This is a genomic window from Actinomadura parmotrematis, assembly GCF_019458805.1.
Taxonomy (GTDB): Bacteria; Actinomycetota; Actinomycetes; order Streptosporangiales; family Streptosporangiaceae; genus Spirillospora; species Spirillospora parmotrematis.
The window spans coordinates 40,928-65,378 of sequence record NZ_JAIBOA010000016.1; the positions used below are offsets into that span (position 1 = coordinate 40,928).

At 76.0% G+C, this 24,451-nt stretch carries 20 protein-coding genes; 8 read left to right on the plus strand and 12 right to left on the minus strand.

Annotated elements, in window-relative coordinates; all coding sequences use genetic code 11:
• Nucleotides 1-127 precede the first annotated feature (127 nt).
• Nucleotides 128-1,096 (plus strand): acyl-CoA desaturase, encoded by a 969-nt coding sequence (locus K1Y72_RS23840; RefSeq protein ID WP_220168662.1) that lies wholly within the window; start codon nt 128-130, stop codon nt 1,094-1,096.
• Here K1Y72_RS23840 and K1Y72_RS23845 read toward each other — a convergent pair.
• The 5 genes from K1Y72_RS23845 to K1Y72_RS23865 form a co-directional block, all read right to left on the minus strand.
• Complete coding sequence (locus K1Y72_RS23845) at nt 1,093-1,704, minus strand: DUF1707 SHOCT-like domain-containing protein (RefSeq protein WP_258573490.1); 612 nt, start codon at nt 1,702-1,704, stop codon at nt 1,093-1,095. The genes K1Y72_RS23840 and K1Y72_RS23845 overlap by 4 nt on opposite strands.
• A gap of 19 nt (nt 1,705-1,723) precedes the next feature.
• Nucleotides 1,724-4,063 (minus strand): FdhF/YdeP family oxidoreductase, encoded by a 2,340-nt coding sequence (locus tag K1Y72_RS23850; protein WP_220168663.1) that lies wholly within the window; start codon nt 4,061-4,063, stop codon nt 1,724-1,726.
• Nucleotides 4,064-4,145: 82 nt separating this feature from the next.
• Nucleotides 4,146-6,482 carry an ATP-binding protein gene (locus K1Y72_RS23855; RefSeq protein WP_220168664.1) on the minus strand — a complete coding sequence of 779 codons (2,337 nt, stop codon included), beginning with the start codon at nt 6,480-6,482 and terminating at the stop codon, nt 4,146-4,148.
• An 80-nt stretch (nt 6,483-6,562) separates the two neighbouring features.
• Nucleotides 6,563-8,899, minus strand: a complete 2,337-nt coding sequence (locus tag K1Y72_RS37305; protein WP_308287202.1) for an ATP-binding protein — start codon at nt 8,897-8,899, stop codon at nt 6,563-6,565.
• 102 nt (nt 8,900-9,001) lie between these two features.
• Nucleotides 9,002-9,913: a TIGR03621 family F420-dependent LLM class oxidoreductase gene (locus tag K1Y72_RS23865; protein ID WP_220168665.1), complete on the minus strand. Its 912-nt coding sequence runs from the start codon at nt 9,911-9,913 to the stop codon at nt 9,002-9,004.
• Between the two features lie 60 nt (nt 9,914-9,973).
• Between K1Y72_RS23865 and K1Y72_RS23870 the strand changes: the two genes are divergently transcribed.
• The 3 genes from K1Y72_RS23870 to K1Y72_RS23880 are packed head-to-tail and all read left to right on the plus strand — an operon-like array spanning nt 9,974 to nt 13,015.
• Complete coding sequence (locus K1Y72_RS23870; protein WP_220168666.1) at nt 9,974-10,771, plus strand: phytanoyl-CoA dioxygenase family protein; 798 nt, start codon at nt 9,974-9,976, stop codon at nt 10,769-10,771.
• Nucleotides 10,772-10,787: 16 nt separating this feature from the next.
• Nucleotides 10,788-11,753 (plus strand): phosphotriesterase family protein, encoded by a 966-nt coding sequence (locus K1Y72_RS23875; RefSeq protein ID WP_220168667.1) that lies wholly within the window; start codon nt 10,788-10,790, stop codon nt 11,751-11,753.
• Entirely contained in the window at nt 11,750-13,015 is a 1,266-nt protein-coding gene (locus tag K1Y72_RS23880; RefSeq protein ID WP_220168668.1) for a cytochrome P450, read from the plus strand. Before K1Y72_RS23875 ends, K1Y72_RS23880 begins: the two co-directional genes overlap by 4 nt.
• A gap of 5 nt (nt 13,016-13,020) precedes the next feature.
• Here the strand turns inward: K1Y72_RS23880 and K1Y72_RS23885 are convergent, their stop codons facing one another.
• Nucleotides 13,021-14,136, minus strand: coding sequence for a S1C family serine protease (locus K1Y72_RS23885; protein WP_220168669.1), 1,116 nt, complete (start codon nt 14,134-14,136; stop codon nt 13,021-13,023).
• 152 nt (nt 14,137-14,288) lie between these two features.
• Nucleotides 14,289-15,272, minus strand: a complete 984-nt coding sequence (locus K1Y72_RS23890) for a phosphotriesterase family protein (RefSeq protein WP_220168670.1) — start codon at nt 15,270-15,272, stop codon at nt 14,289-14,291.
• 156 nt (nt 15,273-15,428) lie between these two features.
• On the opposite strand from K1Y72_RS23890, the gene K1Y72_RS23895 reads away from it, so the two are divergent.
• Nucleotides 15,429-16,361 carry a tetratricopeptide repeat protein gene (locus tag K1Y72_RS23895; RefSeq protein WP_220168671.1) on the plus strand — a complete coding sequence of 311 codons (933 nt, stop codon included), beginning with the start codon at nt 15,429-15,431 and terminating at the stop codon, nt 16,359-16,361.
• Here K1Y72_RS23895 and K1Y72_RS23900 read toward each other — a convergent pair.
• The 3 genes from K1Y72_RS23900 to K1Y72_RS23910 all read right to left on the minus strand — a co-directional run bounded on the left by K1Y72_RS23900 (nt 16,336) and on the right by K1Y72_RS23910 (nt 18,923).
• A complete protein-coding gene (locus tag K1Y72_RS23900; RefSeq protein ID WP_220168672.1) occupies nt 16,336-17,547 on the minus strand; it encodes a multidrug effflux MFS transporter in 1,212 nt (403 codons plus the stop codon). The genes K1Y72_RS23895 and K1Y72_RS23900 overlap by 26 nt on opposite strands.
• Nucleotides 17,548-17,570: 23 nt before the next feature.
• Complete coding sequence (locus tag K1Y72_RS23905) at nt 17,571-18,176, minus strand: malonic semialdehyde reductase (protein ID WP_220168673.1); 606 nt, start codon at nt 18,174-18,176, stop codon at nt 17,571-17,573.
• A gap of 99 nt (nt 18,177-18,275) precedes the next feature.
• Nucleotides 18,276-18,923, minus strand: coding sequence for a PASTA domain-containing protein (locus tag K1Y72_RS23910; RefSeq protein ID WP_220168674.1), 648 nt, complete (start codon nt 18,921-18,923; stop codon nt 18,276-18,278).
• Between the two features lie 180 nt (nt 18,924-19,103).
• Here K1Y72_RS23910 and K1Y72_RS23915 point away from each other — a divergent pair, with 180 nt between their 5' ends.
• Together K1Y72_RS23915 and K1Y72_RS23920 are read left to right on the plus strand one after the other, a co-directional pair.
• Nucleotides 19,104-20,366 carry a cytochrome P450 gene (locus tag K1Y72_RS23915; protein ID WP_220168675.1) on the plus strand — a complete coding sequence of 421 codons (1,263 nt, stop codon included), beginning with the start codon at nt 19,104-19,106 and terminating at the stop codon, nt 20,364-20,366.
• Nucleotides 20,363-21,154: an SAM-dependent methyltransferase gene (locus K1Y72_RS23920; RefSeq protein ID WP_220168676.1), complete on the plus strand. Its 792-nt coding sequence runs from the start codon at nt 20,363-20,365 to the stop codon at nt 21,152-21,154. Before K1Y72_RS23915 ends, K1Y72_RS23920 begins: the two co-directional genes overlap by 4 nt.
• On the opposite strand, the gene K1Y72_RS23925 is transcribed toward K1Y72_RS23920, so the two are convergent.
• Both K1Y72_RS23925 and K1Y72_RS23930 read right to left on the minus strand, forming a co-directional pair.
• Nucleotides 21,120-22,001: a MauE/DoxX family redox-associated membrane protein gene (locus K1Y72_RS23925; RefSeq protein ID WP_220168677.1), complete on the minus strand. Its 882-nt coding sequence runs from the start codon at nt 21,999-22,001 to the stop codon at nt 21,120-21,122. The genes K1Y72_RS23920 and K1Y72_RS23925 overlap by 35 nt on opposite strands.
• The gene (locus K1Y72_RS23930) at nt 22,001-23,911 is read right to left on the minus strand and encodes an ABC transporter ATP-binding protein (protein ID WP_220168678.1); all 1,911 of its coding nucleotides are present in this window, start codon (nt 23,909-23,911) and stop codon (nt 22,001-22,003) included. The genes K1Y72_RS23925 and K1Y72_RS23930 overlap by 1 nt, the downstream gene beginning before the upstream one ends.
• A 287-nt stretch (nt 23,912-24,198) precedes the next feature.
• Between K1Y72_RS23930 and K1Y72_RS23935 the strand changes: the two genes are divergently transcribed.
• Entirely contained in the window at nt 24,199-24,369 is a 171-nt protein-coding gene (locus K1Y72_RS23935; RefSeq protein ID WP_220168679.1) for a hypothetical protein, read from the plus strand.
• Nucleotides 24,370-24,451: the final 82 nt, after the last annotated feature.

Below are 24,451 nucleotides of genomic sequence, written 5' to 3' on the forward strand. Positions count from 1 at the left end.
TGAGTAGTCAGACCATCGCGTGATGTGAACGTCACTGCTGGGGCACTACTTCTGGCCGGGTCCGCGCGCCGACCATCGAGACCCGACCACCGCGCCCCGGAGACGGGCGGCAGACAGGAGCCGGGCCATGACCGCAGAGACGCCGCCCCGCGAGACCGCGCCGACCCCGCCGCCCCGCGGGACGCTGCCGGTCACCGCGGCCCGCCGCGGCGCCTACCTCGTCACCCTGGTCGTGCTGCCGTTCGCCGCGCTCGCCGCGGCGGTCCCGGTCTGCTGGGGGCGCGGGCTCGGCGCGCGGGACGCGGTGCTCGCCGCGGTGATGTACGCCGTCAGCATCTTCGGCATCACCATCGGCTACCACCGGCTGTTCACGCACCGCTCCTTCAAGTGCGGCCGCCCGCTCCGCGCCGCGCTCGCCGTCGCCGGGGGCCTGGCGCTGGAGGGGCCGGTGTCGCTGTGGGCGGCCGAGCACCGCCGCCACCACAAGTACGCCGACCGGCCGGGCGATCCGCACTCGCCCTGGCGGTACGGCGACGGCGGCGCCGCGCTGCTGCGCGGGCTGCTGCACGCCCAGGTCGGCTGGTTCTTCACCGCCGGCCGCCGCTCCGACCGCCGGCACTGGGCGCCCGACCTGCTCGCCGACCCCGACGTCCGGCGCGCCGACGCCTGCTACCCGCTGACGGCCGCCGCCTCGTTCCTGCTGCCCGCCGCCGCGGGCGGCCTGTGGGCCGGGTCGTGGGCGGGCTTCTGGACGGCGCTGTTCTGGGCGGGCGCGGTCCGCTACGCCGTCGTGCACCACGTCACCTGGTCGGTCAACTCGATCGCGCACACCTTCGGCGACCGGCACTTCGCCACCCGCGACCGCTCGTCGGACGTGCGCTGGGTCGCCTACCTGACCTTCGGGGAGGGCTGGCACAACTGGCACCACGCCGAGCCGACCTGCGCCCGCCACGGCGTCCTGCCCGGCCAGCCCGACCCGAGCGCCCGCCTCATCGGCCTGTTCGAGCGGTTCGGCTGGGCGCACGACGTCAGGTGGCCCGACCCGGGCCGCGTCGAGGCCGCCCTGCTGGCCCCCGACGACCCGCGCGGCGGTTAGGCGCCCTCGGCGCGCAGCCGCTTGCGCTCCTTGCGGGCCTTGCGCTTGGTGTCGACACCGCCCCAGAAGGCGAGGCCGGTGACGGTGACGCGCGGCGCGCCCGCGCCGCCCGGGCCGCTCGCGTGGTGCGGGAAGCCGCCCATGATGCCGAGGCCCTTGACGTGCACGGTCTGGTCGTCGGCGGTGATGATCTCGATGCCGCCCATGACGGCGAAGGCGCGGATGCGGACCTCGCCGGTCTGGAACCGCGCGTCCCGCAGGTCGATCTTGCCGCCGCCCCAGAAGGCGAACGCGGTGAAGGTCGCGGGCACCGACCACTCGCCGGTGCGGTGGAACTCGCCGAGCACCCCGACGCCGGTCGACCAGGACGGCAGGTCGCCGGCCGGTCCCGCCGGGCGGGGCGCGGCGGCCGCGGCGGGCGCGGCGCCCACCGGCAGGTCCGCGGTGATCGGCTCCAGCTCGGCGTAGGTGCGGGCGGCGTACACCGCCTCCAGGCGGTCCTCCAGCTCGTCCAGGCCGAGCCGGCCCTCGCCGGCGGCGTCCCGCAGGACCGCCGCGACGCGGTCCCGGTCGGCGTCCGAGGCGCGCATTTCGGGGAGGTTCGTCATGGTGTGAGGGTAGCCCTCCTCAGCGTTCCGGGGAGGGTTCCAGGCGGATGACGACGGACTTGGACGCGGGCGTGTTGCTGATCTCGGCGGTGCTGTCGAGGGGGACCAGGACGTTGGTCTCGGGGAAGTAGGCCGCCGCGCAGCCCCGCGCCGTCGGGTAGGCGATCGCCCGGAAGCCCTCGGCGCGGCGCTCGGACCCGTCGGTCCACTCCGAGACCAGGTCGACGAGGGCGCCGTCGGCGAGGCCGCGCTCGGCGAGGTCGCCGGCGTGCACGAACACCACGCGGCGGCCCGCCTTCACGCCGCGGTAGCGGTCGTCCAGGCCGTAGATCGTGGTGTTGTACTGGTCGTGGCTGCGCACCGTCTGCAGCAGCAGGCGGCCGGGCGGCACCCGCAGCACCTCCAGCGGGTTGGCGGTGAGGTTGGCCTTGCCGGTGGCGGTGGGGAAGCGCCGCTCGTCGCGCGGCGCGTGCGGCAGCGTGAAGCCGGCCGGGGCGCGCACGCGGGCGTTGAAGTCGGCGAAGCCGGGCACGACGCGGGAGATGTGGTCGCGGACGACGTCGTAGTCGTCGCGCATGGCCGCCCAGTCGGCCGCCGCGAGCGCCTTGGCGCGCGGGGCGAGGTGCGGGCCGACGCGGTCCGGGCGCAGCGCGTCCTTCTGGACGGCGAGGGCGAGGCCGCAGACGATCGCGACCTCCGACCGCAGGTGCGGGGAGGCGGGCGCGAGGCGGCCGCGCGAGGCGTGCACCATGCCCATGGAGTCCTCCACCGACACGAACTGCGCGCCGCCCGCCTGGTCGTCGCGCTCGGTGCGGCCGAGGGCGGGCAGGATCAGCGCGCGCCCGCCGGTCACCGCGTGCGAGCGGTTGAGCTTGGTGGACACCTGGACGGTGAGGCGGCAGGCGCGGAGGGCGGCCTCGGTGACGGCCGAGTCGGGGGTGGCGCGGACGAAGTTGCCGCCCATCGCGAAGAACACCTTGGCGCGGCCGTCGCGCATGGCGCGGATGGCGTCCACGGTGTCCAGCCCGTGCGCGCGCGGCGGCTCGAAGCCGAACTCGGCGGCGAGGGCGTCCAGGAACGCCGGCGCGGGCTTCTCGTAGATGCCCATCGTGCGGTCGCCCTGCACGTTGGAGTGGCCGCGCACCGGGCAGACGCCCGCGCCGGGACGGCCGATGTTGCCGCGCAGCAGCAGGAAGTTGACGACCTCGCGGATGGTGGCGACGGCGTTGCGGTGCTGGGTGAGGCCCATCGCCCAGCACACCACGATCCGCTTCGCGGCGAGGACGTCGCCGAGCAGCGCCTCGATCTCGGCGCGCGGGACGCCGGTCGCCTCCAGCACCTCGTCCCAGTCCAGGCCGCGGACGTGCGCGGCGAACTCGGCGAACCCGGCGGTGTGCTCGTCCAGGAAGGCCCGGTCGAGCGCGTCCGGGGCGTCCGATTCCAGCAGCATCCGGTTGAGGGCCTGGAACAGGGCGAGGTCGCCGTTCAGCCGGATCTGCACGAACCGGTCGGCGAGGGCGGTGCCGCGCCCGACGACGCCGGACGGCCGCTGCGGGTTGCGGAACCGCAGCAGGCCGGCCTCGGGCAGCGGGTTGACCGCGACGATCCGGGCGCCCGCCCGCTTGGCCTCCTCCAGCGCCGACAGCATGCGCGGGTGGTTCGTGCCGGGGTTCTGCCCGACCACGAAGATCAGGTCGGCCCGGTGCAGGTCCTCCAGCAGCACCGAGCCCTTACCGACGCCGATGGTCTCGGTCAGCGCCGATCCCGACGACTCGTGGCACATGTTGGAGCAGTCGGGCAGGTTGTTGGTGCCGAACGCGCGGACGAACAGCTGGTAGGCGAACGCCGCCTCGTTGCTCGTGCGGCCCGAGGTGTAGAAGACCGCCTCGTCGGGGGAGTCGAGGGCGTTGAGCTCGTCCGCGACCAGCGCGAGCGCCTCGTCCCACGGCACCGGCTCGTAGTGCTCGGACCCCTCGCGCAGCAGCATCGGCTCGGTGAGGCGGCCCTGCTGGCCGAGCCAGTGGTCGGTGCGCCCGCCGAGCTCGGCGACGGTGTGCGCGGCGAAGAACGCGCGGGTGACGCGGCGGGTGGTGGCCTCCTCGGCGACGGCCTTCGCGCCGTTCTCGCAGAACTCGGCGACGTGCCGCCGCTCGCCTTCGGGCCAGGCGCAGCCGGGGCAGTCGAAGCCCTTGCGCTGGTTGACGCGGGCGAGCGTGAGCAGCGTGCGGCCCGCGCCCATCTGCGCGTAGGACTGGCGGAGCGCCGCGGTGACGCCGGGGACGCCCGCCGCCCACTCCTTGGGCGCACCGACCTCCGTTCCCGCATCGTCGAAGTCGTCACCGGGCGCTTTGCGGGCCATTCTTCCCATCCCCATCGTCATGCACGGAAAAGCCGCTTCCACTCTGGCACGCCGGAGGCCCGTTCCGGCAGGGCGCCCGGTTTCAGCTGAGCTTGCGGCCCGCGTGGCCCGTGCCGTCCGCGCTGTCCGCGCGGACGGGCGCGGGCCGGGACGCGATCCAGGCGGCGATCTGGGTGCGCGAGGTGAAGCCGAGCTTGGCGAGGATGTGCTCGATGTGGGAGTCGGCGGTGCGCTTGGCGATGACGAGCCGCCCGGCGATGGCGCGGTTGGTGAGGCCCTCGGCGACCAGCAGCGCCACCTCCCGCTCGCGGCGGGTGAGGACCGCCCCGTCGTCGTCCGCGGCCGCCGGGACGCCCTCGCCGAGCGCGTAGGCGACGGCGTCGGCGAGCGGGAACGCCGCGCCCCGCCGCCGCGCGGCGCGGGCCGCGTCCGGGCCGAGCGCCGCCTCGGCGGCGGCGATCGCCTCGGTCCGCAGCGCGGCGTAGAAGGGGCCGCGCACCGGGGCGCGCAGCTCGGTCCAGAGCCGCCGGGTGGTGCCCGCGAGCACCAGGGCGCGGGCGGGGTCGCCGAGCGCCTGCGCGGTGACCAGCAGCAGGTCCAGCGCCATGACGGTGCCGGGCAGGTCGCCTTGCTCGTGCTGGAGGCGGAGCACGGCGCGCGCGTCCCGCCGGGCGCTCTCGGCGTCGCCGGCCAGCCAGCGGACGCCGCCGCGCATCCACTGCACGAACGCGCGGGCCCACTGCTCGCCGGTGCGGTCGCAGGCGGCGAGCCCGCGCTCGCAGCACGCGGCCGCCTCCGCGAGGTCGCCGCGCATCGCGTGCGCGGCGCCGAGGTCGCAGAACACCAGCAGGGCGGTCGGGTCGCGGTGGCCGCCGTCGCGCGCGTAGGCGTCCTCGGCCCGCCGGTACAGCTCGATGGCGCCCTCGGGGTCGCCGCGGTGGTAGCGCACGCGGCCCTGGGCCTGCACGACGTGCGCGCGCAGCACCGCGTCGCCGGCGTCCTCGGCCGTACGCAGCGCCTCGGCCAGCAGGTCGGCGGCGTCGTCGAGGTCGTCCTGGACGATGGCGAACTGCCCGGCGCCGAACAGCGCCCAGCCGCGTCCGGGCGCGCCGTCGCCGGTGCGGGCGAGCGCCCGCCGGAACCAGGCGCGGCCCTCGCCGAACCGGCCCGCCGCGCACCAGAACTCGCGGAGCAGCACCGCCAGGCGGAGCCCCGCCTCCTCCTCGCCCGGCGTCGCCAGCGACCATTCCAGCGCCGTCCGCAGGTCGGCGCCGGCCGCCCGCAGCACCCGCGCCCACGCCGGGCGGGCGCGGGCGAGGCGGTGCGCGTCGGCCTCCTCGGCGAGCGCGATGACGTGGTCGCGGTGGCGGCGGACGAGCGCGGCGCGGGCGCCGTCGTCCAGCAGCTCGGCGCCGAACTCGGCGAGGGTGGCGAGCATCCGGTAGCGCTGGCGGACCGGGTGGTAGCGCACCACCGATTTGTCGACGAGCCGGCTCAGCACGCCGAGGACGGCGCCGGCGGGCAGCCGCTCGTCGGCGCAGACCGCCTCGGCGGCCTCCAGGTCGAAGGCGCCGGGGAACACCGACAGCCGCGCCCAGAGCAGCCGCTCGTCGGCGGTGCAGAGGTCGTGGCTCCAGCTCACCGTGGCGCGCAGCGTCTGGTGCCGGGGCTGGGCGGCGCGGGCGGTGCCGAGCAGCCGGAACCGGTCGCCGAGGCGGGCGAGGAGCTGCTCGACCGACATCACCCGCAGCCGGGCGGCGGCGAGCTCGATGGCGAGGGGGATGCCGTCCAGGCGGCGGCAGAGCTGCGCGACGGCCTCCCGGCCGGCGTCGTCGACCGCGAACGCCGGGCAGATCGCGGCGGCGCGGTCGGCGAACAGCGCGACCGCGTCGCTGCCCTCGACCGGCCCGCCCGGCGGCGGCACCGCGAGCGGGCCGACGGGGACGGTCGTCTCGCCGATGACGTCCAGCGGCTCGCGGCTCGTCGCGATGATCGCCAGGCCGGGGGAGGCGCGCACCAGCACCTCCACGAGGAGCGCGCAGGCGTCCACCAGGTGCTCGCAGGTGTCCAGCACGAGCAGGGCGCGGCGGCCGGCGAGGTGCTCGGCGAGCAGGTCCAGCGGGTCGCCGGCCGGGTGGGGCAGGCGGAGCGCGTCGGCGATGGCGTCGGCGAGCAGCGCCGGGTCGCGGAGGCCCGACAGCTCCACCAGGTGGACGCCGTCGGGGAACACGCCGTGCAGCGCGGCGGCGGCGCGGAGGGCGAGGCGGGACTTGCCGACGCCGCCCGGGCCGCACAGCGTCACCAGGCGGGACTCGCCGAGGGCGCGCTCGATGGCGGCCAGCTCGTCCCGGCGGCCGATGAAGCTGGTCACCTCGGCGGGCAGCCGCCCGGTGCGCTGGTCGGGAACAGCATGCGTCACCCGCCGAATGCTACGCCGGTGTGACGATCCGGGTCCGGCCGATGACGGATCGGAGCGCGCCGCGTCCGGCGGGGCGGCGCTCAGCGGGGGCGGTGCTCGGTGATCCAGGTGGCGATCTGGGTGCGGGAGGCGACGCCGAGCTTGGCGAGGATGTGCTCGACGTGGGAGTCGACGGTGCGCTTGGCGATGACGAGGCGCCGGGCGATCTCCCGGTTGGTGAGGCCGCCCGCGACGAGCTCGGCGACCTCCGTCTCGCGGGGGCTGAGGCGCGCCTCGGCGGGCGTCTCGGGGACGCGGCCGGTCGCGGGGGCGCCGTCGCCGCGCGCCACCGCCGCCGCCTCGGCCAGCGAGAGCGCCGCGCCGCGCGCGAGGGCCTCGTCGGTCGCGCGGTCGCCGAGGCCGGCGCGGGCCTGCTGGAGGACGCCCTCCATGAGCTGGAGGTAGCCGGGCCCGAGCGTCGGGGAGTTCATGCTCTCCCAGAAGGTGCGGGTCGCGCCGATCAGCGTGGCGCCGCGCGCGAACCGGCCCATGCCGACCAGGCAGATCGCGGCGAGGTCGAGGGAGATGGTGGCGCCGTGCAGTTCGCCGGTGGCCTCGTTGACGGCGAGGCCGGCGAAGGCGTCCTCCAGGCCGCCGGCGTGGTCGCCGAGGGCCGAGCGGACCAGGCCGCGGGTGAGCTGGGTGTAGGCGCGGCCCCAGCGCTCGCCGGTGGCGTCGCTGGCGCGCAGGCCGCGCTCGGCGATGTCGGCGGCCGCGGCGGCGTCGCCGAGCAGCATGTGGGTCATGCAGAGGTGCGGGTAGCAGGTCAGCGAGTAGGCGTCGTTGTGGCCGACCTCGGCGTAGGCGGCGATGGCCTTCTCGTCGGCGTCGCGGGACGCCCGCATGTCGCCCTCGGTGAACAGGATGGCCGCGCGGGTCTGCAGGAGGTGGGCGGCGAGGTCGGCGTCGTCGCCGGCGAGCGCCTCGGCCTCCTCGATGAGGCGGCGGCCCTCGGCGGTGTCGCCCTGCCAGGCGGCGAGCAGGGCCGCCGAGTAGACGACCCAGCCGCGCTCGGCGCCGCCGGGGGCGCGGCCCGCCAGGCTGGGCGCGAGGGCGCGGGCGAGCCACGCGCGGCCCTCGCCGAAGATGCCGTAGGCGACCCAGAAGTGGTGCAGCAGCCGCAGCATCCGGAACGCCGCCGCCTCGCGGCCGGGCGTGGTGAGGGCGTGGTCGAGGGCGGCGCGCAGGTTGTGCAGCTCGGCGTGCAGGCCGGCGAGCAGCTCCATCTGCCGCTCGCCGAGCGAGCCCGCGGCGGCGTGCTCGACGAGCGCCAGGCAGTGGGCGGTGTGGCGGTCGCGCAGTTCCCCGGTGCCGCCGGCCGCGGCGAGCAGCTCGGCGCCGTACTCGCGCAGCGTGTCGAGCATGCGGTAGCGGCGGCGCGCCGGGTCGTAGCCGACGACGGACTTGTCGACCAGCCGCCCGAGCACCTCGAACAGGCCCCCGGCGCCGAGGTCGTCGCCCGCGCAGACCGCCTCGGCGGCGTCCAGGTCGAACCCGGCGGGGAACACCGACAGCCGCGCCCACAGCAGCTTCTCGTCGCCGGTGCAGAGGGCGTGGCTCCACTCGACGGCGGCGCGCAGCGTCTGGTGGCGGCCCTGGCTGGCGCGGGCGGTGCCGAGCAGCCGGAACCGGTCGTCGAGGCGCTCGACGATCTGCTCGACCGACATGGCCCGCAGCCGGACGGCGGCGAGCTCGATGGCGAGCGGGATGCCGTCCAGGCGGCGGCAGAGCCGGGCGACGAAGGCGCGGTTGGCGTCGGTGACGGCGAAGCCGGGCCGCACCGCGTGCGCGCGGTCGGCGAACAGCTCGACCGACTCGCAGCCGCCGTTCACGCCGCCCGCGCGGCCGCCGTCCTCGGGGGGGACGGCGAGCGGGGCGAGCGCGAGGGTGCGCTCGCCGATGACGTCGAGGGGCTCGCGGCTGGTGGCGAGCACGCGGAGGCCGGGCGCGGCGCGCACCAGCGTCTCGGCGAGGACGGCGCAGGCGTCCACCAGGTGCTCGCAGGTGTCGAGCACGAGCAGCAGGCGGCGCCCGGCGAGGTGGCGGGCCAGCCGGTCCAGGGGGTCGCCGGCGGCGTGGTCGGACACCCGCAGCGTGTCGCAGACCGCGCGGGCGAGGAGCGCGGGGTCGCGGACGCCCGACAGCTCCACCACCCAGGCGCCGTCGGGGTAGGCGGTGCGCAGGGCGGTGGCGGCGCGCAGCGCCAGGCGGGTCTTGCCGACCCCGCCGGGGCCGCACAGCGTGATGAGGCGGAACCGCTCCAGCGAGTCCAGCACCTCGCCGAGCTCGGCGCGCCGGCCGACGAAGCTGGTCATCTCGGCGGGCAGGTTGCCCGGGGAGGGAGTGCGCGCGGGGCCGTGGATCGGGGAAGCCGTCATGACCACCTCGGGGGGCGTCGGGATGCCCCGATGCTACGCGCCGGGCGGCCGCTTCGGATGCTTTTGGTGACGTCCCGCTCACATAGCGGCAGATCGGGTTTTTCAGATGGCCGCCAATTCGGCGACGACCGGCGCGAACGCGTCCAGGTCGGTCTCGTGGTGGAGGACGAAGTGGGTGAGGCCGAGCGTCTCGCGCCAGTGGCGGAGCCGGTCGGCCATCTCGGCCGGGCCGCCGGCGAGGATCTGCGGGGTGCCGGCCTGCGCGGCGGGCGCGGCGGCGCTCCAGGACGCGGCGTCGCGCGGGGCGCCGACCTGGAGGATCGAGGTGCCGAGCTCGATCGCGGCGAACCGGTCCCCGGCCGCCTCGCGGACGATGTCGATCTTGCGGGCGAAGGCGTCGGGGCCGCCGTCGCCGGTGTCGGGGCCGGTGCCGTCGGCGCGCACCCGCAGGGTGAGGTTGACGATGTCGGCCTCGCGGGCGGCGAGGCGGAGCATGCGCGGGCCGCCGCTGCCGAGCAGCAGCGGCGGGCCGGGCCGCTGCACCGGCGGCGGCTCCTGCTCCAGGGCGTCGATCGTGTAGTGCTCGCCGGCGAAGGAGAACGGGCCGCCGCGCCAGAGGCCGCGCATCACCGCGATGGCCTCGACGAGCCGGTCCACCCGCGTGCCGGGCGGGTCGAGGGGCAGGCCCGCGCGGTGGTAGTCCTGCGCCATCCAGCCGGTGCCGAGCCCGAACTCCAGGCGGCCGTCCGACAGCACGTCCAGGGACGCGGCCTCCTTCGCGAGGACAGCCGGGTGGCGGTAATCGTTGGCGAACACCAGGGTGCCGACGCGCAGCGTGCTCGTCGCGCAGGCGGCGGCCGTCATGGCGGCGAGCGGCGCGAACCGCGGGCCGACCAGGTGGTCGGGGACGTAGAGGGCGCCGTAGCCGGAGTCCTCCAGGCGGCGCGCCTTGGCGGCCCACTCGCGGCCGGAGGCGGCCGAGCGCAGCACGGCGGCGAAGCGGAAGGGGCGCATGCCGGGCAGGATATACCAAGCGCTTGCTCGTGATCCGGTTCCGGCGTTACCGTCACGGCCATGGGCATCTCCCCGCACCCCGCACCCGTGCGCGACGTGACCGAGGACGAGGTCGCCGCGTTCCGCTCCCGCGGCTGGGCCCTGCTGCCCGGCCTCGTCGGCGCGGACTTCGTCGCCGGGCTGCGCGACCGCGCCCTGGACCGGCTCGCCGAGCGGCGCGGCGCGTTCCGCAACAGCTACGTCGACCAGGCGTTCGGCCAGGACCGCGACATCGCCCGCCACGACGAGGCGTTCGCCGCGCTCGCGCTGTCCCCGGCGCTCGCCCGCGGCGCGTCCCGGCTGCTGGTCGGCGTGGACGCGGTCCGCCTCCAGGTCACCAACCTGCTGATCAAGGAGCCGGCGGGCGCCGACGGGCACGGCGCGACGGTCTTCCACCAGGACTTCCCGTGGATGCCGATGGACCGCTCGGCCATGCTGACGCTCTGGCTCGCCCTCGACGACATCCCCGCCGACATGGGGTCGCTGCGCTTCTACGAGCGCTCGCACCTCTACGGGCCGCTCGGCCGCAGCTTCGTGCGCGCGGACGACGACGCCCTCAGCCAGCACCCCTGGCTGGCGGACCTGGAGATGTCCCCGCCGCACGACATGCGGGCCGGCGACGCGACCGTCCACCACAGCCTGGTGATCCACGGCGCGCCCGCCAACCGCCGCGACCGCCCCCGCCTGTCGTTCACCGCGACCTACTTCGACGCCGCAGCCCTCTACACCGGCGCCCCCTACGGGCAGACCGACGGCCTCGGGCTCGCGGTGAACCGCCCCTTCGAGCACCCGACGTTCCCGCTGGTCCCGAGCGCCTGACCACCCCGGAGGATCCATGATCGAGACGGTGCGGGGGCCGGTCGCCGACCCCGGCGTCACCCTGATGCACGAGCACGTGTTCGGCCTGTCCCCGGAGATCCTGTGGAACTGGCCCGACATCCCCGAGGGCTGGGACCTGGAGGAGCGGGCCCGCGAGGCCGCCGGGAAGCTGGACGAGCTGAAGGCCGCGGGCGTCGACACGATCGTCGACCTCACCGTCATCGGCCTCGGCCGGTACGTGCCCGCGGTGCAGCGCGTCGCCGAGCTGACCGAGGTCAACATCGTCGCCGCGACCGGCCTCTACACCTACGACGCGCTGCCCGCCTACTTCGGCAACCGCGGCCCCGGGACGCTGTTCGGCGGGGAGGACCGCCTCGCGGAGTTCTTCGTCCGCGACATCACCGAGGGCATCGGCCGCACCGGCGTGCGCGCCGGGATGCTCAAGTGCGCGACCGGGCGGCAGGGCATCACCCCGGGCGTCGAGCGGGTGATCCGCGCCGTCGCCGCCGCGCACCGCGAGACGGGCGTGCCGATCACCACGCACAGCGAGTCGTCCACCCGCAATGGGCTGGACCAGCAGAAACTCCTGGCCGAGGAGGGAGTGGACCTGTCCCGCGTGGTCATCGGCCACGCCGGCGACTCCACCGACCTCGCCTACCTGGAGGAGCTGATCGCCGCCGGGTCCTACATCGGCATGGACCGCTTCGGCATCGAGTTCACCTCCTTCCAGGACCGGGTCGCGACCGTCGTCGCGATGTGCGAGCGCGGCCACGCCGGCCGGATGGTCCTGTCCCACGACTCCTACTGCTTCAACGACCGCTTCGACCCGGTGGTGGTGAAGCGGCGCCACCCCAACTACCACCTGCTGCACATCTCCCGCGACGTGCTGCCCGCGCTGCGCGCCGCCGGCGTCACCGAGGAGCAGATCCACGCCATGCTCGTGACCAACCCCCGCGCCATCTTGTCCGGCGGCGCGGCATGACCGGCGCGCCGGCCGCCGGCACCTCCGACCCGCGCACCGCCACCGACTTCGACGTCACCGCCGACTGGCACGTCGCCGACCCCTACCCCTTCCTGCGGCGCCTGCGCGACGAACGGCCCGTCTTCTGGAGCGACCACCTGCGCATGTGGGTGCTCACCCGCCACGACGACGTCCGCAACGCCTACCGCGACAACGCCACGTTCTCCAGCATCGGGTCGCTCACCATCTCGCGGACGCTGACGCCCGAGGTCAGGGACATGCTCGGCGACCACGAGTCGTTCCTCGACGACTTCGCCGCCAACGTCGACCCGCCCAAGCACACCCGCATCCGCCGGGCCATCTCGCGCGCCTTCACCCCGCGCGCCGTCGCCCGCCTCGGCGAGTCGTTCCGCGGCAAGGTGGACGCCGCCCTGGACGCGGTCGTGCCGAACGGCAAGGCCGACTTCGTCGCCGACATCGCGCACCTGCCGTCCGCGCGGCTGGCCGCCGTCTTCATCGGCGTCCCGCCCGAAGACGAGGAGGACGTCAAGCACTGGGTGCTGTCGTGGTTCCAGCTGTTCCTGTCGCCGCAGACGCCCGAGCGGCAGCGCGAGCTCGCCGCCGACTTCCTCAAGTACCTCGACTACGTCGACCGGCTCGTCACCGCCCGCCGCGCCGAGCCGCGCGCCGACTTCGTCTCGCTGATGGCCGAGCTCATCGACACCGGCCCGGACGGCCTCTCGCACCGCGAGGTCGTCGAGACCATCAGCGCGCTGCTGCTCGGCGGCAACGACACCGTCCCGAACGGCCTGTCCAACGCCGTCCACCGGCTGCTGCGCGAGCGCGCCGTCTGGGACGAGATCGTCGCCGACCCGGCCCTGCGCCCGGGCATGATCGAGGAGTCGTTCCGGCTGGACGGCGCGAGCCTCGGCAGCTTCCGCACCACCACCCGCGCCGTCGAGCTGCACGGCACGACGATCCCGGCGGGCGCGCAGGTGCTGCTGCACAGCGACTCGGCCGGGCACGACGAGCGGGTGTTCCCCGACCCCGAGCGGTTCGACGTCCGCCGCCCGAACGCCCGCGACCACCTGGTCTTCGGTTACGGCGTGCACCATTGCGTGGGCGCCGCGCTCAGCCGGCTGAAGATGGAGATCGCGGTCGAGCGGCTCACCGCCCGCCTGCCGAGCCTCCGCCTCGACACCGCCGCCCCGCCGCCCGCCTACCGCAAGAGCATGGTCGGCCGCGGCCTGCAGACGCTGCCGGTGGAGTGGGACGAGCGCTGACCGCCCTACTGGGCGGGGCCCTCGACCAGGCGGACGTCGGCGGTGCGGGATCCGCCGGCCGGGTCGGTCCACTCCAGGCGGACGGTGTCGCCGGGATGGCGGGCGAGCATCAGCTCGGTCAGCTCGGCGGGGGAGCCGACCGGCTCGCCGTCCACGGTGCGGATGACGGCGTCCTTGCGGAGGCCCGCCCGGTCGGCCGGGGTGTCGGGGACGACGTCCACGACCCGCGCCCCGGTGGCGGCGGTGGTGCCGTCGGGCCCGGTGTCGGCGCGCACCTGCACGCCGAGCAGCGCGGTGCGGCCGAGGTGGACGCCGCCCGAGGCGTCCCCGCGGGCGATCCTGCCGGCGACCTCCAGGGCGCGCGCGGCGGGGATCGCGTAGCCGCGGTGCGTGGCGCTCTTGCCCTTCTTCATGGTGAAGTCGCCGGACGCGGCGGTGTTGATCCCGATGACGCGACCGTCGGTGTCCAGCAGCGGCCCGCCCGAGTCGCCCGGCTGGATCGGCGCGCTCGTCTCGATGAGGCCGGTGAGGCGCTCGCTGCCGCCGTCGCTCTGGTCGGTCGCGGTGACGGTCTGCTCCAGCGACAGGACCCTGCCGGTGACGACCGCCGGGGTGCCGCCCTTGCCGCCGGCGTTGCCGACGGCGGTGACCGGGTCGTCCACCCGCACGTCGCGCGAGTCGCCGAACCGGGCGGCCTTCAGCCCGGCCGCGCCGGTGAGGCGGATGACGGCGAGGTCGCCGGCCTTGTCGTAGCCGACGACCTCGGCGGGGTAGGCGCGCCCGTCGTCGGTGTCGGTGCCGGTGATCGCGGTGGAGCCCTGGATGACGTGGTTGTTGGTGAGCACCAGCCCGGAGGCGTCCAGCACGATGCCGGTGCCCGCCGAGCGGAGGCCGCGCAGGCCCTGCTCGGCCTCGATGTTGACGACGCCGGGCTTGCGGCCGCTCGGCTTCTGCCCGATCCGGGTGCTGGTCGCGACGGGGGCGGGCACCGCGCTCGCGCCGTCCTCGCCGCCCCCCTGCAGCAGGGGGCGGCCGAACACGTAGGCGGCGACGGCGGCCAGCACGACGAGGAGCAGGATCGCACCCGATCCCGACCCCTGCCGGTCGTGGGTCTGGCTCACCTGTCCGGTCCTCCTCGGGGCCGCGCGGCCGTCGCGGCGTGCGGGCGCACGTCAAGAAGATCCTTGGGTGCGCCGGGCGCCGCCGTCACTATCCCAAAATGGCTATAGCGCGCCGGCCGTTCCGATACAGGAGGATATAGGGCGGCCGGGGGTCAGGCGCTGGTGAAGTAGCGGCGCGGGTTCTCCACGAGCATCTGGTCGATCTGGGCGCCCGTGACTCCCGCGGCGCGGAGCGCGGGGATGACGTCCTGGTCGATGTGCCGGTAGTGCCAGTTGGGCGCGGCCGAGCGCATCAGCTCGGGGTCGGGGCCGAACCAGTCCATGTAGCAGCTCGCGTCGTGCGACAGCACCATCCGGTCGGCGTAGCCGCGCTCGCAGAGGGCGGCGATGGTGGCGACGCGGGCGTCGGTGGGGTTGATGATGTCCAGGCCGAAGCGGTCCATGCCGAGGATCGCGCCGGTGTCGGCGAGCGCCGTCAGGTAGTCCAGGTCGGTGGAGTCGCCGGCGTGGCCGATGACGACCTTGGCGAGGTCGACGCCCTCCCGGCCGAGCAGGTCCACCACGATCCGGCCCGCCTCGATACTGCTCTCGGTGTGCACGGTGACGGGCGCGCCGGTCGCCCGGTGCGCGCCCGCGACGGCCCGCAGGATCCGCTCCACGCCGGGGGTGAGGCCGGGCGCGTCGATGGCGCACTTCAGGAACGCCGCCTTCACGCCGGTGCCGGCGATGCCCTCGGTGAGGTCGCGGACGAAGTCGTCGGTCATCGGCTCGGTGCCGTCGTCCAGCAGCGTGCCGGGGCCGCGGTGGTGGAACTGGAACGGCACGTCGTTGTAGGAGTAGATGCCGGTCGCCACGACGATGTTGAGCTCGGGGACCTGCTCGGCGATCCGCTGGACGCGCGGGATGTAGCGGCCGAGGCCCCACACCGTCGGGTCGGCGATCGTCGAGACGCCCTGCGCGGCGAGGTCGCGGAGCTTGGCGACGGCGTCGGCGACCCGCGCCTCCTCGTCCCACCAGGCGCCCGCGCCGTAGTTCTGCACGTTCTCGGCGCCGAGGACGAAGATGTGCTCGTGCATGTAGGTCCGGCCGAGGGCCCCGGTCTCCACAGGCCCCCGCACGGTCTCGACAGTGCTCATCGCCGCCTCCTCAACGCACCCACCACGAACATACCGACCGGTCGGTCTTGCCTGGCAAGCTAGAGCGCGGACGGCCGGGCCGTCAACGCCGGAAGGAGCCGGCATGCCCGAGCGCGGACCGCGGCGGAGTCCGCTGGACCGGCATAATCCAGGCTCATGGGCAGGGGCGCGGAAGCGTGGGCGCGCGGCGAGCGGGCCGGCGAGGCCGGAGACGCGACCGCCGCCCGCCGGCACTACTTGGAGGCGGCGGGCGAGGGAAACACCGACGCCTGCTTGTCCCTCGCACTGCTGGAGAAGGGCGAGGACCGCCCGTACGAGGCCGTCGCCTGGGCGCGGCGAGGGGCCGAGGCGGGCGACGTCGACGCAATGGGCATGCTGGGACTGCTGCTGGACGAGCTGGGCGACTGGCCGAGGGCCCGCCGCTGGTACGTCCGGGCGGCCGAGCGGGGTTCGCTGGAAGCCATGCTCACTCTGGCCTACGAGGACCGCTATTACGGCGAGTACGACACCGCCATGCACTGGTTCCGGAAAGCCGCCGAGGCCGGGAGTCACAAGGCCGCGAACAGTCTGGCCTGCCTCCTTCGCGACCGCGACGAGACGGAAGAAGCCGAAGCGCTATGGCGCGCGGCCGCCGCTGGGGGAGAGAGGGACGCCTGCGTCAATCTGGCCCTCCTTTTGGAGAGCAGGCTTGAGACGCAGGAGGCGATGCGCTGGTACCGCGAGGCCGCCCGCGCCGGTGACACCGAGGCCGCGGCCGAACTCGGGCTCCTGCTCGTCGACGCCTGGCGGGACGAGGAGGCCGAGGAATGGCTGCGGCTCGGCGCCCCCGTGAACGTCGAGGCGCGCGTGCAGCTCGTCAGGATCCTGGCGGCGTCGGACCGGGCCGCCGAAAGCGCGGAAATGGAGCGGGCGCTCGTGGCCGAGCAGTCGGCGGCGTTCGCCGAAGGCGAGCGGAGCGGCGCGGAGACGCTGGGGCTGCTCTACGAGGTGCTGGGCGATCGGGGGAGGGCTCTGGAGTGGCATTCGGCGAAGCTGTCGCTGCGGCAGGGGGCGGAGCAGCGCGTCAGGCGGGGGCCGGGCGGGTGGTGAGGAGGGAGGTCAGGACGGCGGCGGCTGCCAGGGCGGCGATGGTGGCGGCCATCGAGGTGTCGGTGTGGGCCAGGGGCGCGGCGAGGCCGCCGATGGCGAACTGGGCGACGCCGAGGAGCGCCGAGGCGCTGCCCGCGATCCGCTGGGGGCGGCCCGACAGGGCGAGCGCCGTCGCGTTCGGCATGACGAGGCCCTGCCCGGCGGCGACGAGGAACAGCGCCGGGAGCATGAGCGGCAGGCCCGCGCCCGCGAGGGCGGCGGCGAGGAGGAGCGCGGCGCCCGCCGCGACGACGGCGAGGCCGGCGGCGAGCAGGCGGCCGAGCGGCACCCGGCCGACGAGGCGGCCGTTCAGCGCGCCCGTGGCGAGGATGCCGAGGGAGTTGACGCCGAAGGCGAGGCTGAACGCCTGCTCGGACAGGCCGTGGCCCTTCTCCAGGACGAACGGCGCCCCGGAGATGTAGGTGAACAGCGCCGCGAACGACAGGCCGATGGTGGCGCAGTACCCGACGAACGCCCGGTCGGCCAGCAGGGTCCGGAAGGCGCGCAGGGTGGCGGCCAGGCCGCCGGACGCGCGCCGGTCCGGCGGGAGCGTCTCGGGCAGCCCGGCGAGGACGGCGAGCAGCAGCGCGACGCCGATCGCGGTCAGCACGGCGAAGATGCCCGGCCAGGGCACCACGCGGAGGAGCTGGCCGCCGAGCAGCGGCGCCGCGATCGGCGCCAGCCCGTTGACCAGCATGAGGACGGAGAAGAAGCGCGCCGCCTCGGGCCCGTCGTACAGGTCGCGCACCACGGCGCGGGCGATGACGATGCCGGCGGCGCCCGCCGCGCCCTGCACGAGCCGGAGCGCGATGAGCGTCTGGACGGTCGGCGCGACGGCGCAGACGAGGGAGGCGAGCGCGTAGGCCGCCAGGCCGATGAGCAGGGGGCGGCGGCGCCCCCAGGCGTCGCTCGTCGGCCCGGCGACGGCCTGGCCGAGGGACAGCCCCACCACGCACGCCGTCAGCGTGAGCTGCGCGGTCGCCGGGCCGGTCGACAGGTCGCCGGTCAGCCGCGGCAGGGCCGGCAGGTACATGTCGATCGACAGCGGGGCGAGCGCGCTCAGCGTCCCGAGGATGAGGACGACGGCGATCCGCCCGCCGCGCTCGGCGGAGCGCGGCGGGACGGCGGCGGCGGGGGACTCGGCCATGGAGGGATCCTCGCAGGCCGGGATCAGACCTCGGTGACGACCTGGGCGTAGTCCAGGCGCGGGTTGCGCGGGAACCAGGCGTCGGGGCCGGGCTTGCCGACGTTCACCACCGCGACGACGTGCTGGTTGGTGTCGGCGAGGAACTCCTTCTTCAGGCCCTCGGCGTCGAACCCGGCCATCGGGCCGGCGGCGAGTCCGGCGGCGCGGATGCCGACGATGAGGTAGCCGAGCTGGATGGAGGCGTTGAAGCGGGCCATCTGCTCGCGGCCGGGGTTGGCGGCCATCATGTCGCGGGCGTCGGGCTTGTGCGGGAACACCTGCGGCAGGTGTTCGTGGAAGTCGGCGTCGGAGGTGACGATGAGGGTCAGCGGGGCGCTCGCGGTCTTGGCCTTGTTGCCGTCGGCCATGTGCGCCACGAGCCGCTCGCGGGCCTCGGGGCTGCGCACCGCGACCAGCCGGAGCGGCTGGGTGTTCATCGCGGTCGGGCCCCACTTGACGAGGTCGTAGATGGCCTGGACCTGCTCGGTGCTCACCGGCTCGTCGGTGAAGGTGTTGGCGGTGCGCGCCTCGGTGAACAGCAGTTCCTGCGCCGCCTGCTCCAGCGCCAGCATGCCCTCGGTCGTGCTCATGTCGTCTGCCTCTCGGTCGCGGGGTGTTCCGAGAGGTCCAACGGGACGACGGCCGGTTATCTGCCGCGTCAGGGAATGAGCTGCGTCACACCCGCCCCGTCAGCCGCCCCCGAGCGTCAGGGTGATCACCGAGCCGCGCTGCGCGACGGTGCCGGGCGCCGGCGCCTGCCCAGTGACGGTGCCGCCGCCCGCCGGCGCCCGCACGCCGAGGCCGAGCCCCGCGGCCGTGGCGCGGGCCTGCTCGGCGGTGCGGCCGCCGAAGAAGGGGACGACGACGCGGGTGCCGGTCACCGACCCGCCCTGGCCGCCCGACACGTACAGGGTGACCGGCAGGCCCGGCGCGACGCGGCTGCCGCCCGCCGGGTAGCTGCGGACGACGGTGCCGGCGGGCCGCGACGACGGCACCCGGATCAGCGCGCCGAGCGGGATGCGGCGCGCGGCGAGCCGCGCGACGGCCGTCATCGAGCCGTGCCCGGCGACCGGCGGGACGGTGACGGGGCCGCCCGCCGTCCCGGCGGGCGCGGCCTGCGCGGAGGCGTCCAGCGTCTCCAGGCCGCCGCCGTGCCCGCCGCGCGCGTGCGCCCCGCCGACCAGCAGGGTGAGGCCGAGCACGCCGAGGACGGCGACGCTGCAGACGCCGCCGAGCAGCAGCATCGTGCGGCGCGACATTTCGGGCCCGCCGGAGCCGGGCTCCGGGGGACGCGGCGCCGGCTCCCGGTCCGGCGCCTGCGGGAGGTCCGCGGGCATGGTCACGCCCCTTTCCGAGCGGTACCGCGACGGTGCCGACCGCTCTTCCCGCACAGATGCCCGGGACCGAGATCGAGTTCGGGACGCCCCTTTTTCGGCATAGATCGACAACGCCCATGACAGATCGTCAAGCACCGGCATAGGCTCCGGGCGACCCGCCCGCCGCCGGGAAAGGACGCCATGCCCGACGCAGCCGCCTCCGCCGCGCCCGACCCGACCGCCGCCCCCGGGACCGCCTGGCCCGAGCTGCCGCCGGGCCGGTACGGGCCGCCGTCCCCGGCGTTCGCCGAGCGGCTCGCCGCCGCCCCGGTCGCCCCGATCACGCTGCCGAGCGGCGACCGCGTCCGCGCCATCGCCCGGTACGCCGACATCCGGACGATCATGGCGCACCCGGCGGCCAGCCGGAACCTGCGCTACCCGGGCGCGCCGCGCGTCACCGCCGGGCTCGGCATCGAGGACGACCCGTCGTCGATCCTCAACATGGACGCCCCCGACCACACCCGCCTGCGGCGGATCCTGTCGGGCACCTTCACGCCCCGCCAGATCGCCGGGTGGCGCCCCCGCGTCCGCGAGATCGCGGCGGGCCTGGCGGACGGGCTGCGGGCGGAGGCCGGCCCCGTCGACCTGGTGGAGGAGTTCGCGTTCCCGCTGCCGAGCGTCGTCATCTGCGAGCTGCTCGGCGTCCCGCCCGGCGACCAGGCCCGGTTCCGGCACTGGACGGGCCTGTTCCTGTCGACCGCCGGGGCCTCCGCCGACGACCGGGTGACCGCCGCGCTGGAGCTCGCCGCCTACGCGGGCGAGCTCGTCGCCGCGCACCGCGCGCGCCCGGGCGGCGACCTCATCGACGTCCTGGTGCAGGCCCGCGACGAGGGCGACCGCCTCAGCGAGGACGAGCTCGTCGCGCTGGTGTTCGGGCTGGTCCTGGCCGGGCACGAGACGACCGCCGCGCAGATCTCGCGCGGCGTCCTGCGGCTCCTGTCGCACCCCGAACGCTGGGCGGCGCTCGCCGCCGACCCCGCGCTGGTGCCCGCGACCGTCGAGGAGATCCTGCGCTACGACGGGCCCGGCGGCATCGGGCTGCTGCGCCGCATGACCGAGCGCGTCGAGCTGAGCGGCGGGACCGTCGAGGCGGGCGAGGCGGTGTTCCTGCTGCTGCCGGCCGGCAACCTCGACCCCGAGGCGTTCCCGAACGCCGCGGAGTTCGACCCGGCCCGCTTCGCCGGGGACGCGCCGCCCTCGCCGCACCTGGCGTTCGGGCACGGCCCGCACTACTGCCTCGGCGCCAACCTCGCCCGGATGGAGTTGCAGGAGGCGTTCTCCGCCCTGGCCGAGCGGACGCCGGGGCTGCGGCTCGCCGACGCGCCCGAGGGCGTCGCGTGGGTGGACCAGGCGATCGTGCAGCGGCCCGCCGCGCTGCCCGTGCTAGCAGGAGAGGACGCGTGACGCCCGCCGGCGTCGACGCCACCGTCCCCAACGTCGCGCGCATCTACGACTACCTGCTGGGCGGCAAGGACAACTTCGAGGTCGACCGGAAGGCCGCCGAGGCGCTGCTCGCCGCCGCGCCCGAGGCGGCCGTCACCGCCCGCGCGAACCGGGCGTTCCTCGGCCGCGCGGTGCGCGCCCTGGCCGCCGGGGGCGTCCGCCAGTTCCTGGACGTCGGCGCGGGACTGCCGACCCGGGCCAACGTGCACGAGGTCGCCCGGCGGGTGGCGCCGGACGCCCGCACCGTCTACGTCGACCACGACCCCGTCGTCGTCGCGCACGGCCGCGCGCTGCTGTCGGAGGCGCCCGGCGTCGCGGTCGTCCACGGGGACCTGTACCGGCCGGAGGAGATCCGCGCCGATCCGGTGGTGCAGCGGCTGATCGACCCGGCCGAGCCGGTCGCGGTCCTGATGCTGGCGGTGCTGCACTTCGTGCCGGACGCCGCCGACCCGGCGGGCCTGGTCCGCCGCCTCACCGGCGGCCTCGCGCCCGGCAGCGCCCTCGTCCTCAGCCACGCGACGAGCGCCCGGACCCGCGAGGACGCGGTCGCCACCGCCAAGTCGGTCTACACGAGCGCCGCCTCGTCGATCGAGCTGCGCTCGCCCGCCGAGATCGCCCGGCTGTTCGGCGCCTTCGAGCCGACGGAGCCCGGCGTCGTCTACGCCCCCGAGTGGCGCCCCGACGACGGCGAGGCCGTCGTCCAGGACTCCTTCCTCATCGCGGGCGTCGGCCTCCTGCCCGGCGCGTGACGGCCGCGCGCTCCAGCAGCGCGGCGAGGGCCTCGGGCCGGTCGGCGCCGCCCGCCGCCAGCACCGTCCCGGCGGCGTCGGTGACGACGGCGTACGGCGGCCACGGGATGCCGTTGGCGTCGTAGACGTCCGGGTCGTGCACCACCGGCAGGCCGGCCGCGCCGTGCTCGGCGAGGTGGGCGCGGACGGCGCCGGCGTCGTCGCCGGAGACGGCCACGACGCGCAGGCGGGACGCGGCCCCGGCGAACTCGGGGAGCATCGCCGTGCACAGCCCGCAGCCGGGGGAGACGAGCGCGTACAGCGTCGGGCCGTCCGAGGCGGCGCCGCCCGCCAGGACGAACCGGCCGCCCGGACCCGGGCCGCTCGCCTCGCCGCCCCGGCCGGGCGGCAGCGACAGCGCGCCGATGACCAGCAGATATCCAGCCGACAGGGCGAGCGTGCCCGCCGGCAGCGGCGCCGGGCCCGCGACGACGGCGGCGACGGCCAGGGCCAGCAGCAGCCCCGTCCGCGCGATCGACAGCGGCCCGACCAGGGCGCGCCCGCCGAAGCATCCGCAGTCCACCCGCAGGCCGCGCGCCAGCACCGACGCCATGGCCGCCAGGAACACCGCGAACAGGCCCGCCGCCGCCAGCGCGCCCCAGCGGCGGGTGCCCGGCGGGACCAGCAGGACGGCGGCGGCCGCCTCGGTGGCGAGCGTCGCGGCGGCGCAGGCGCGCGTCCAGCGCGCCGGGACGATCCGGTAGCCGCCGATCGCGGCGGCGAAGCCCGGCACGTCCCGGGCCTTGGCGAGCGCGGCGGCGGCGAGCACCGCCGCCGTCGCCGGGCCGCCGGCGGCGAGCGCGTCCATCACGGCACCTCCTGCCCGGCGACGCGGTAGGCCGCCGCCTGCAGCCCGTACAGGTCGGCGTACAGGCCGCCGCGGTCCATCAGCCCCTCGTGGGTGCCCTGCTCGACGACGCGGCCGCCGTCCAGCACGTAGATGCGGTCGGCGAAGCGGACGCTGGCCAGCCGGTGGGTGATGAGCACGACGGTGCGGCCCGCCGCGTGCGCGCGGATCCGCTCGAACAGGGCGTGCTCGGCGCGGGCGTCGAGCGCCGAGGTGGGCTCGTCGAAGATGACCAGCGCGGCGTCCCGGTAGAAGCCGCGCGCCGCCGCGATGCGCTGCCACTGGCCGCCCGACAGGTCGTGGCCGCCCTCGAAGCGGCGGTCCAGCAGCGCGTCGTAGCCGTCCGCGAGCCCGGCCAGCACCTGGTCGGCGCCCGCCGCCGCCGCGGCCTCGGCGAGCCGCTCCTCGTCGGCGCCGGCGCCCATGACGATGTTCTCCCGGACGGTGAGCGGCCACCGGGTGTGGTCCTGGGCGATCACCGAGACGCGGCGCCGTACCGTCTCGCCGTCGAAGCGGGCGAGGTCGGCGCCGTCCCAGGTCACCGTGCCGGCGTCGGGCCGGTACAGGCCGGCCAGCAGCTTGGCGAGGGTGGTCTTGCCCGAGCCGTTCTCGCCGACCAGCGCGATCACCTCGCCGCGCTCGGCGTGCACGCTCACCCCGTCCAGGGCCCGCCGGTCCGCGCCGGGGTAGGCGAAGGCGACGCCGTCGGCGGCGAGCCGCCGGAACCCCGCGCGCGGCGCGGGCGGGCGCGGCGCCTCGGTGCGCGCCGCGCCGAGGTCGAGGAACGCCAGGTAGTCGGCGAAGTACAGGCCCGCCTCGTACAGCCGGTTCACCGCGACGACGAGGGCGGTGAGCGAGGACTGCCCGGCGCGGACCGCCAGCACGGCCGCGCCCGCGACGCCGAGCGGGACGACCCCGGCCGACAGCAGGCCGCCGAGCGCGAGGTAGACCAGCAGGGTCGCGGCGCCGGTGAGGGCGTCGCCGGCGCCCTTGGCGGCGGCCTGCCGCCGCGCCACCCGCAGCTGCGTCCGCCGCTCCAGGCCGGCGACCCGGTCGTGCTCGCCGAGCAGGAAGGCGCGCAGCCCGAACGAGCGGACCTCGGCGGCCGGCGCCCGCTCGGCCATCAGGTCCGACAGCATGAACTTGCGGCGCCGCGCCGACGACAGCCGGTGGTGGGCCTCGTAGGCGAGCCGCGCCGAGCGCACCGCCGCCCACGCCGCCGGGACGGCGGTGACCAGCAGCAGCGGCATGAGCAGCGGTTGCAGCAGGCCGAGCGCCACCGCCGGGGCGAGCACCCCGACGGCCGCGGTCGCGGCGGTGACGGTCGTCTCCACGACGGTGGCGCTGTCGGGCACGCCGCTGTCGCGGGCGCGCAGCATCGCGTTGTTGAACCCGTGGTCGTCGAAGGCGGTGAGCTCCACCCGCGTGGTGAGCTCGAACAGCCGCCGCTCGGCGAGCAGCTCCACCTGCGGCTTCAGCCGCGCCCGCGCCCACCCGGCGACGCCGAGCAGCAGCCCGCGGAGCGCCGTCGCGACCGCCACGAGCGCGAGGCCGGGCAGCGCGGCGCGCACCCGGCCGGGCGTCGGGCCCTGCGCGAACAGCGAGGCCAGCGCGTCGGAGGTGGCGAGCAGCGCCCAGGCGGTGAACAGCCCGGCGGCGAGGCCGCCGCCGAGCGCGGCGGCGGTGTCGCGGCGGCTCGCCGCCCAGGCGAGCGCGACCGCCGACCGGACGAGGCCGGGCAGCCGCCGCAGCATCGTCGCCGGCCGGACCGCCAGCAGCTCGGCGTCGTGGCTCTCCCAGTAGGCGGCCGCGAGGCCCGAGCGGTCGGGCGCGGGCGCGGGCGGGACCGCGCGGCGCCGCCTAAAGCGCATTCGGGAATGGGACGCGGAATTTCATGATCACGAGGGTCAATGTATGTCGGTTCTCATCCGCTGTAAATGCCCGCAGTTCGCCGAGGTGATCATGACCGGAACGTGCCGGGCGCGTCACTGCTCGGTCATGGACAGCCCTTGTGCGGTCTGCTCATAATGCGCTCGTCCGACCGTGATGATCATCCCGGGTGGCATCGCGGGGCGGGGACGGCGCGGACCACGCGGCGCGCCCCGCCGGGCAGACCCCCTACCGGCCGCCCACCGGCGGCAGGCGAAAGGAGCCCCCCTTGTCCGTGCTGACCATGGAGCCCCGCGACGCCGGCGTGCTCGACCCCGAGGACCTGGCCGTCGACTTCGAGGCGGAGCTCGCCGAGCTCCTGCACGGCCCGCAGGCGTGCGTGAACACCTGCAAGCGGACCGTGTGCAGCAGCTACCCCTGCTGCCCCTCGATCGTCTAGCCCCCTCGCGGGGGAGCCGGCCGCCGGGGTCTCGTGCCGTGTCCCCGGCGGCCGGCGCCCGGCCGCGCGCCCGGCGCGCCGC

What these genes read in the sequence shown, in the direction of transcription:
- K1Y72_RS23880 (WP_220168668.1), top strand. Translation starts at nt 11,750, where the DNA reads ATGACCGGCGCGCCGGCCGCCGGCACCTCCGACCCGCGCACCGCCACC.
- K1Y72_RS23840 (WP_220168662.1), top strand. Translation starts at nt 128, where the DNA reads ATGACCGCAGAGACGCCGCCCCGCGAGACCGCGCCGACCCCGCCGCCC.
- K1Y72_RS23865 (WP_220168665.1), bottom strand. Translation starts at nt 9,913, where the DNA reads ATGCGCCCCTTCCGCTTCGCCGCCGTGCTGCGCTCGGCCGCCTCCGGC.
- K1Y72_RS23915 (WP_220168675.1), top strand. Translation starts at nt 19,104, where the DNA reads ATGCCCGACGCAGCCGCCTCCGCCGCGCCCGACCCGACCGCCGCCCCC.
- K1Y72_RS23925 (WP_220168677.1), bottom strand. Translation starts at nt 22,001, where the DNA reads ATGGACGCGCTCGCCGCCGGCGGCCCGGCGACGGCGGCGGTGCTCGCC.
- K1Y72_RS23890 (WP_220168670.1), bottom strand. Translation starts at nt 15,272, where the DNA reads ATGAGCACTGTCGAGACCGTGCGGGGGCCTGTGGAGACCGGGGCCCTC.
- K1Y72_RS23850 (WP_220168663.1), bottom strand. Translation starts at nt 4,063, where the DNA reads ATGGCCCGCAAAGCGCCCGGTGACGACTTCGACGATGCGGGAACGGAG.
- K1Y72_RS23875 (WP_220168667.1), top strand. Translation starts at nt 10,788, where the DNA reads ATGATCGAGACGGTGCGGGGGCCGGTCGCCGACCCCGGCGTCACCCTG.
- K1Y72_RS23895 (WP_220168671.1), top strand. Translation starts at nt 15,429, where the DNA reads ATGGGCAGGGGCGCGGAAGCGTGGGCGCGCGGCGAGCGGGCCGGCGAG.
- K1Y72_RS23910 (WP_220168674.1), bottom strand. Translation starts at nt 18,923, where the DNA reads ATGCCCGCGGACCTCCCGCAGGCGCCGGACCGGGAGCCGGCGCCGCGT.
- K1Y72_RS37305 (WP_308287202.1), bottom strand. Translation starts at nt 8,899, where the DNA reads ATGACGGCTTCCCCGATCCACGGCCCCGCGCGCACTCCCTCCCCGGGC.
- K1Y72_RS23900 (WP_220168672.1), bottom strand. Translation starts at nt 17,547, where the DNA reads ATGGCCGAGTCCCCCGCCGCCGCCGTCCCGCCGCGCTCCGCCGAGCGC.
- K1Y72_RS23845 (WP_258573490.1), bottom strand. Translation starts at nt 1,704, where the DNA reads ATGACGAACCTCCCCGAAATGCGCGCCTCGGACGCCGACCGGGACCGC.
- K1Y72_RS23870 (WP_220168666.1), top strand. Translation starts at nt 9,974, where the DNA reads ATGGGCATCTCCCCGCACCCCGCACCCGTGCGCGACGTGACCGAGGAC.
- K1Y72_RS23905 (WP_220168673.1), bottom strand. Translation starts at nt 18,176, where the DNA reads ATGAGCACGACCGAGGGCATGCTGGCGCTGGAGCAGGCGGCGCAGGAA.
- K1Y72_RS23930 (WP_220168678.1), bottom strand. Translation starts at nt 23,911, where the DNA reads ATGCGCTTTAGGCGGCGCCGCGCGGTCCCGCCCGCGCCCGCGCCCGAC.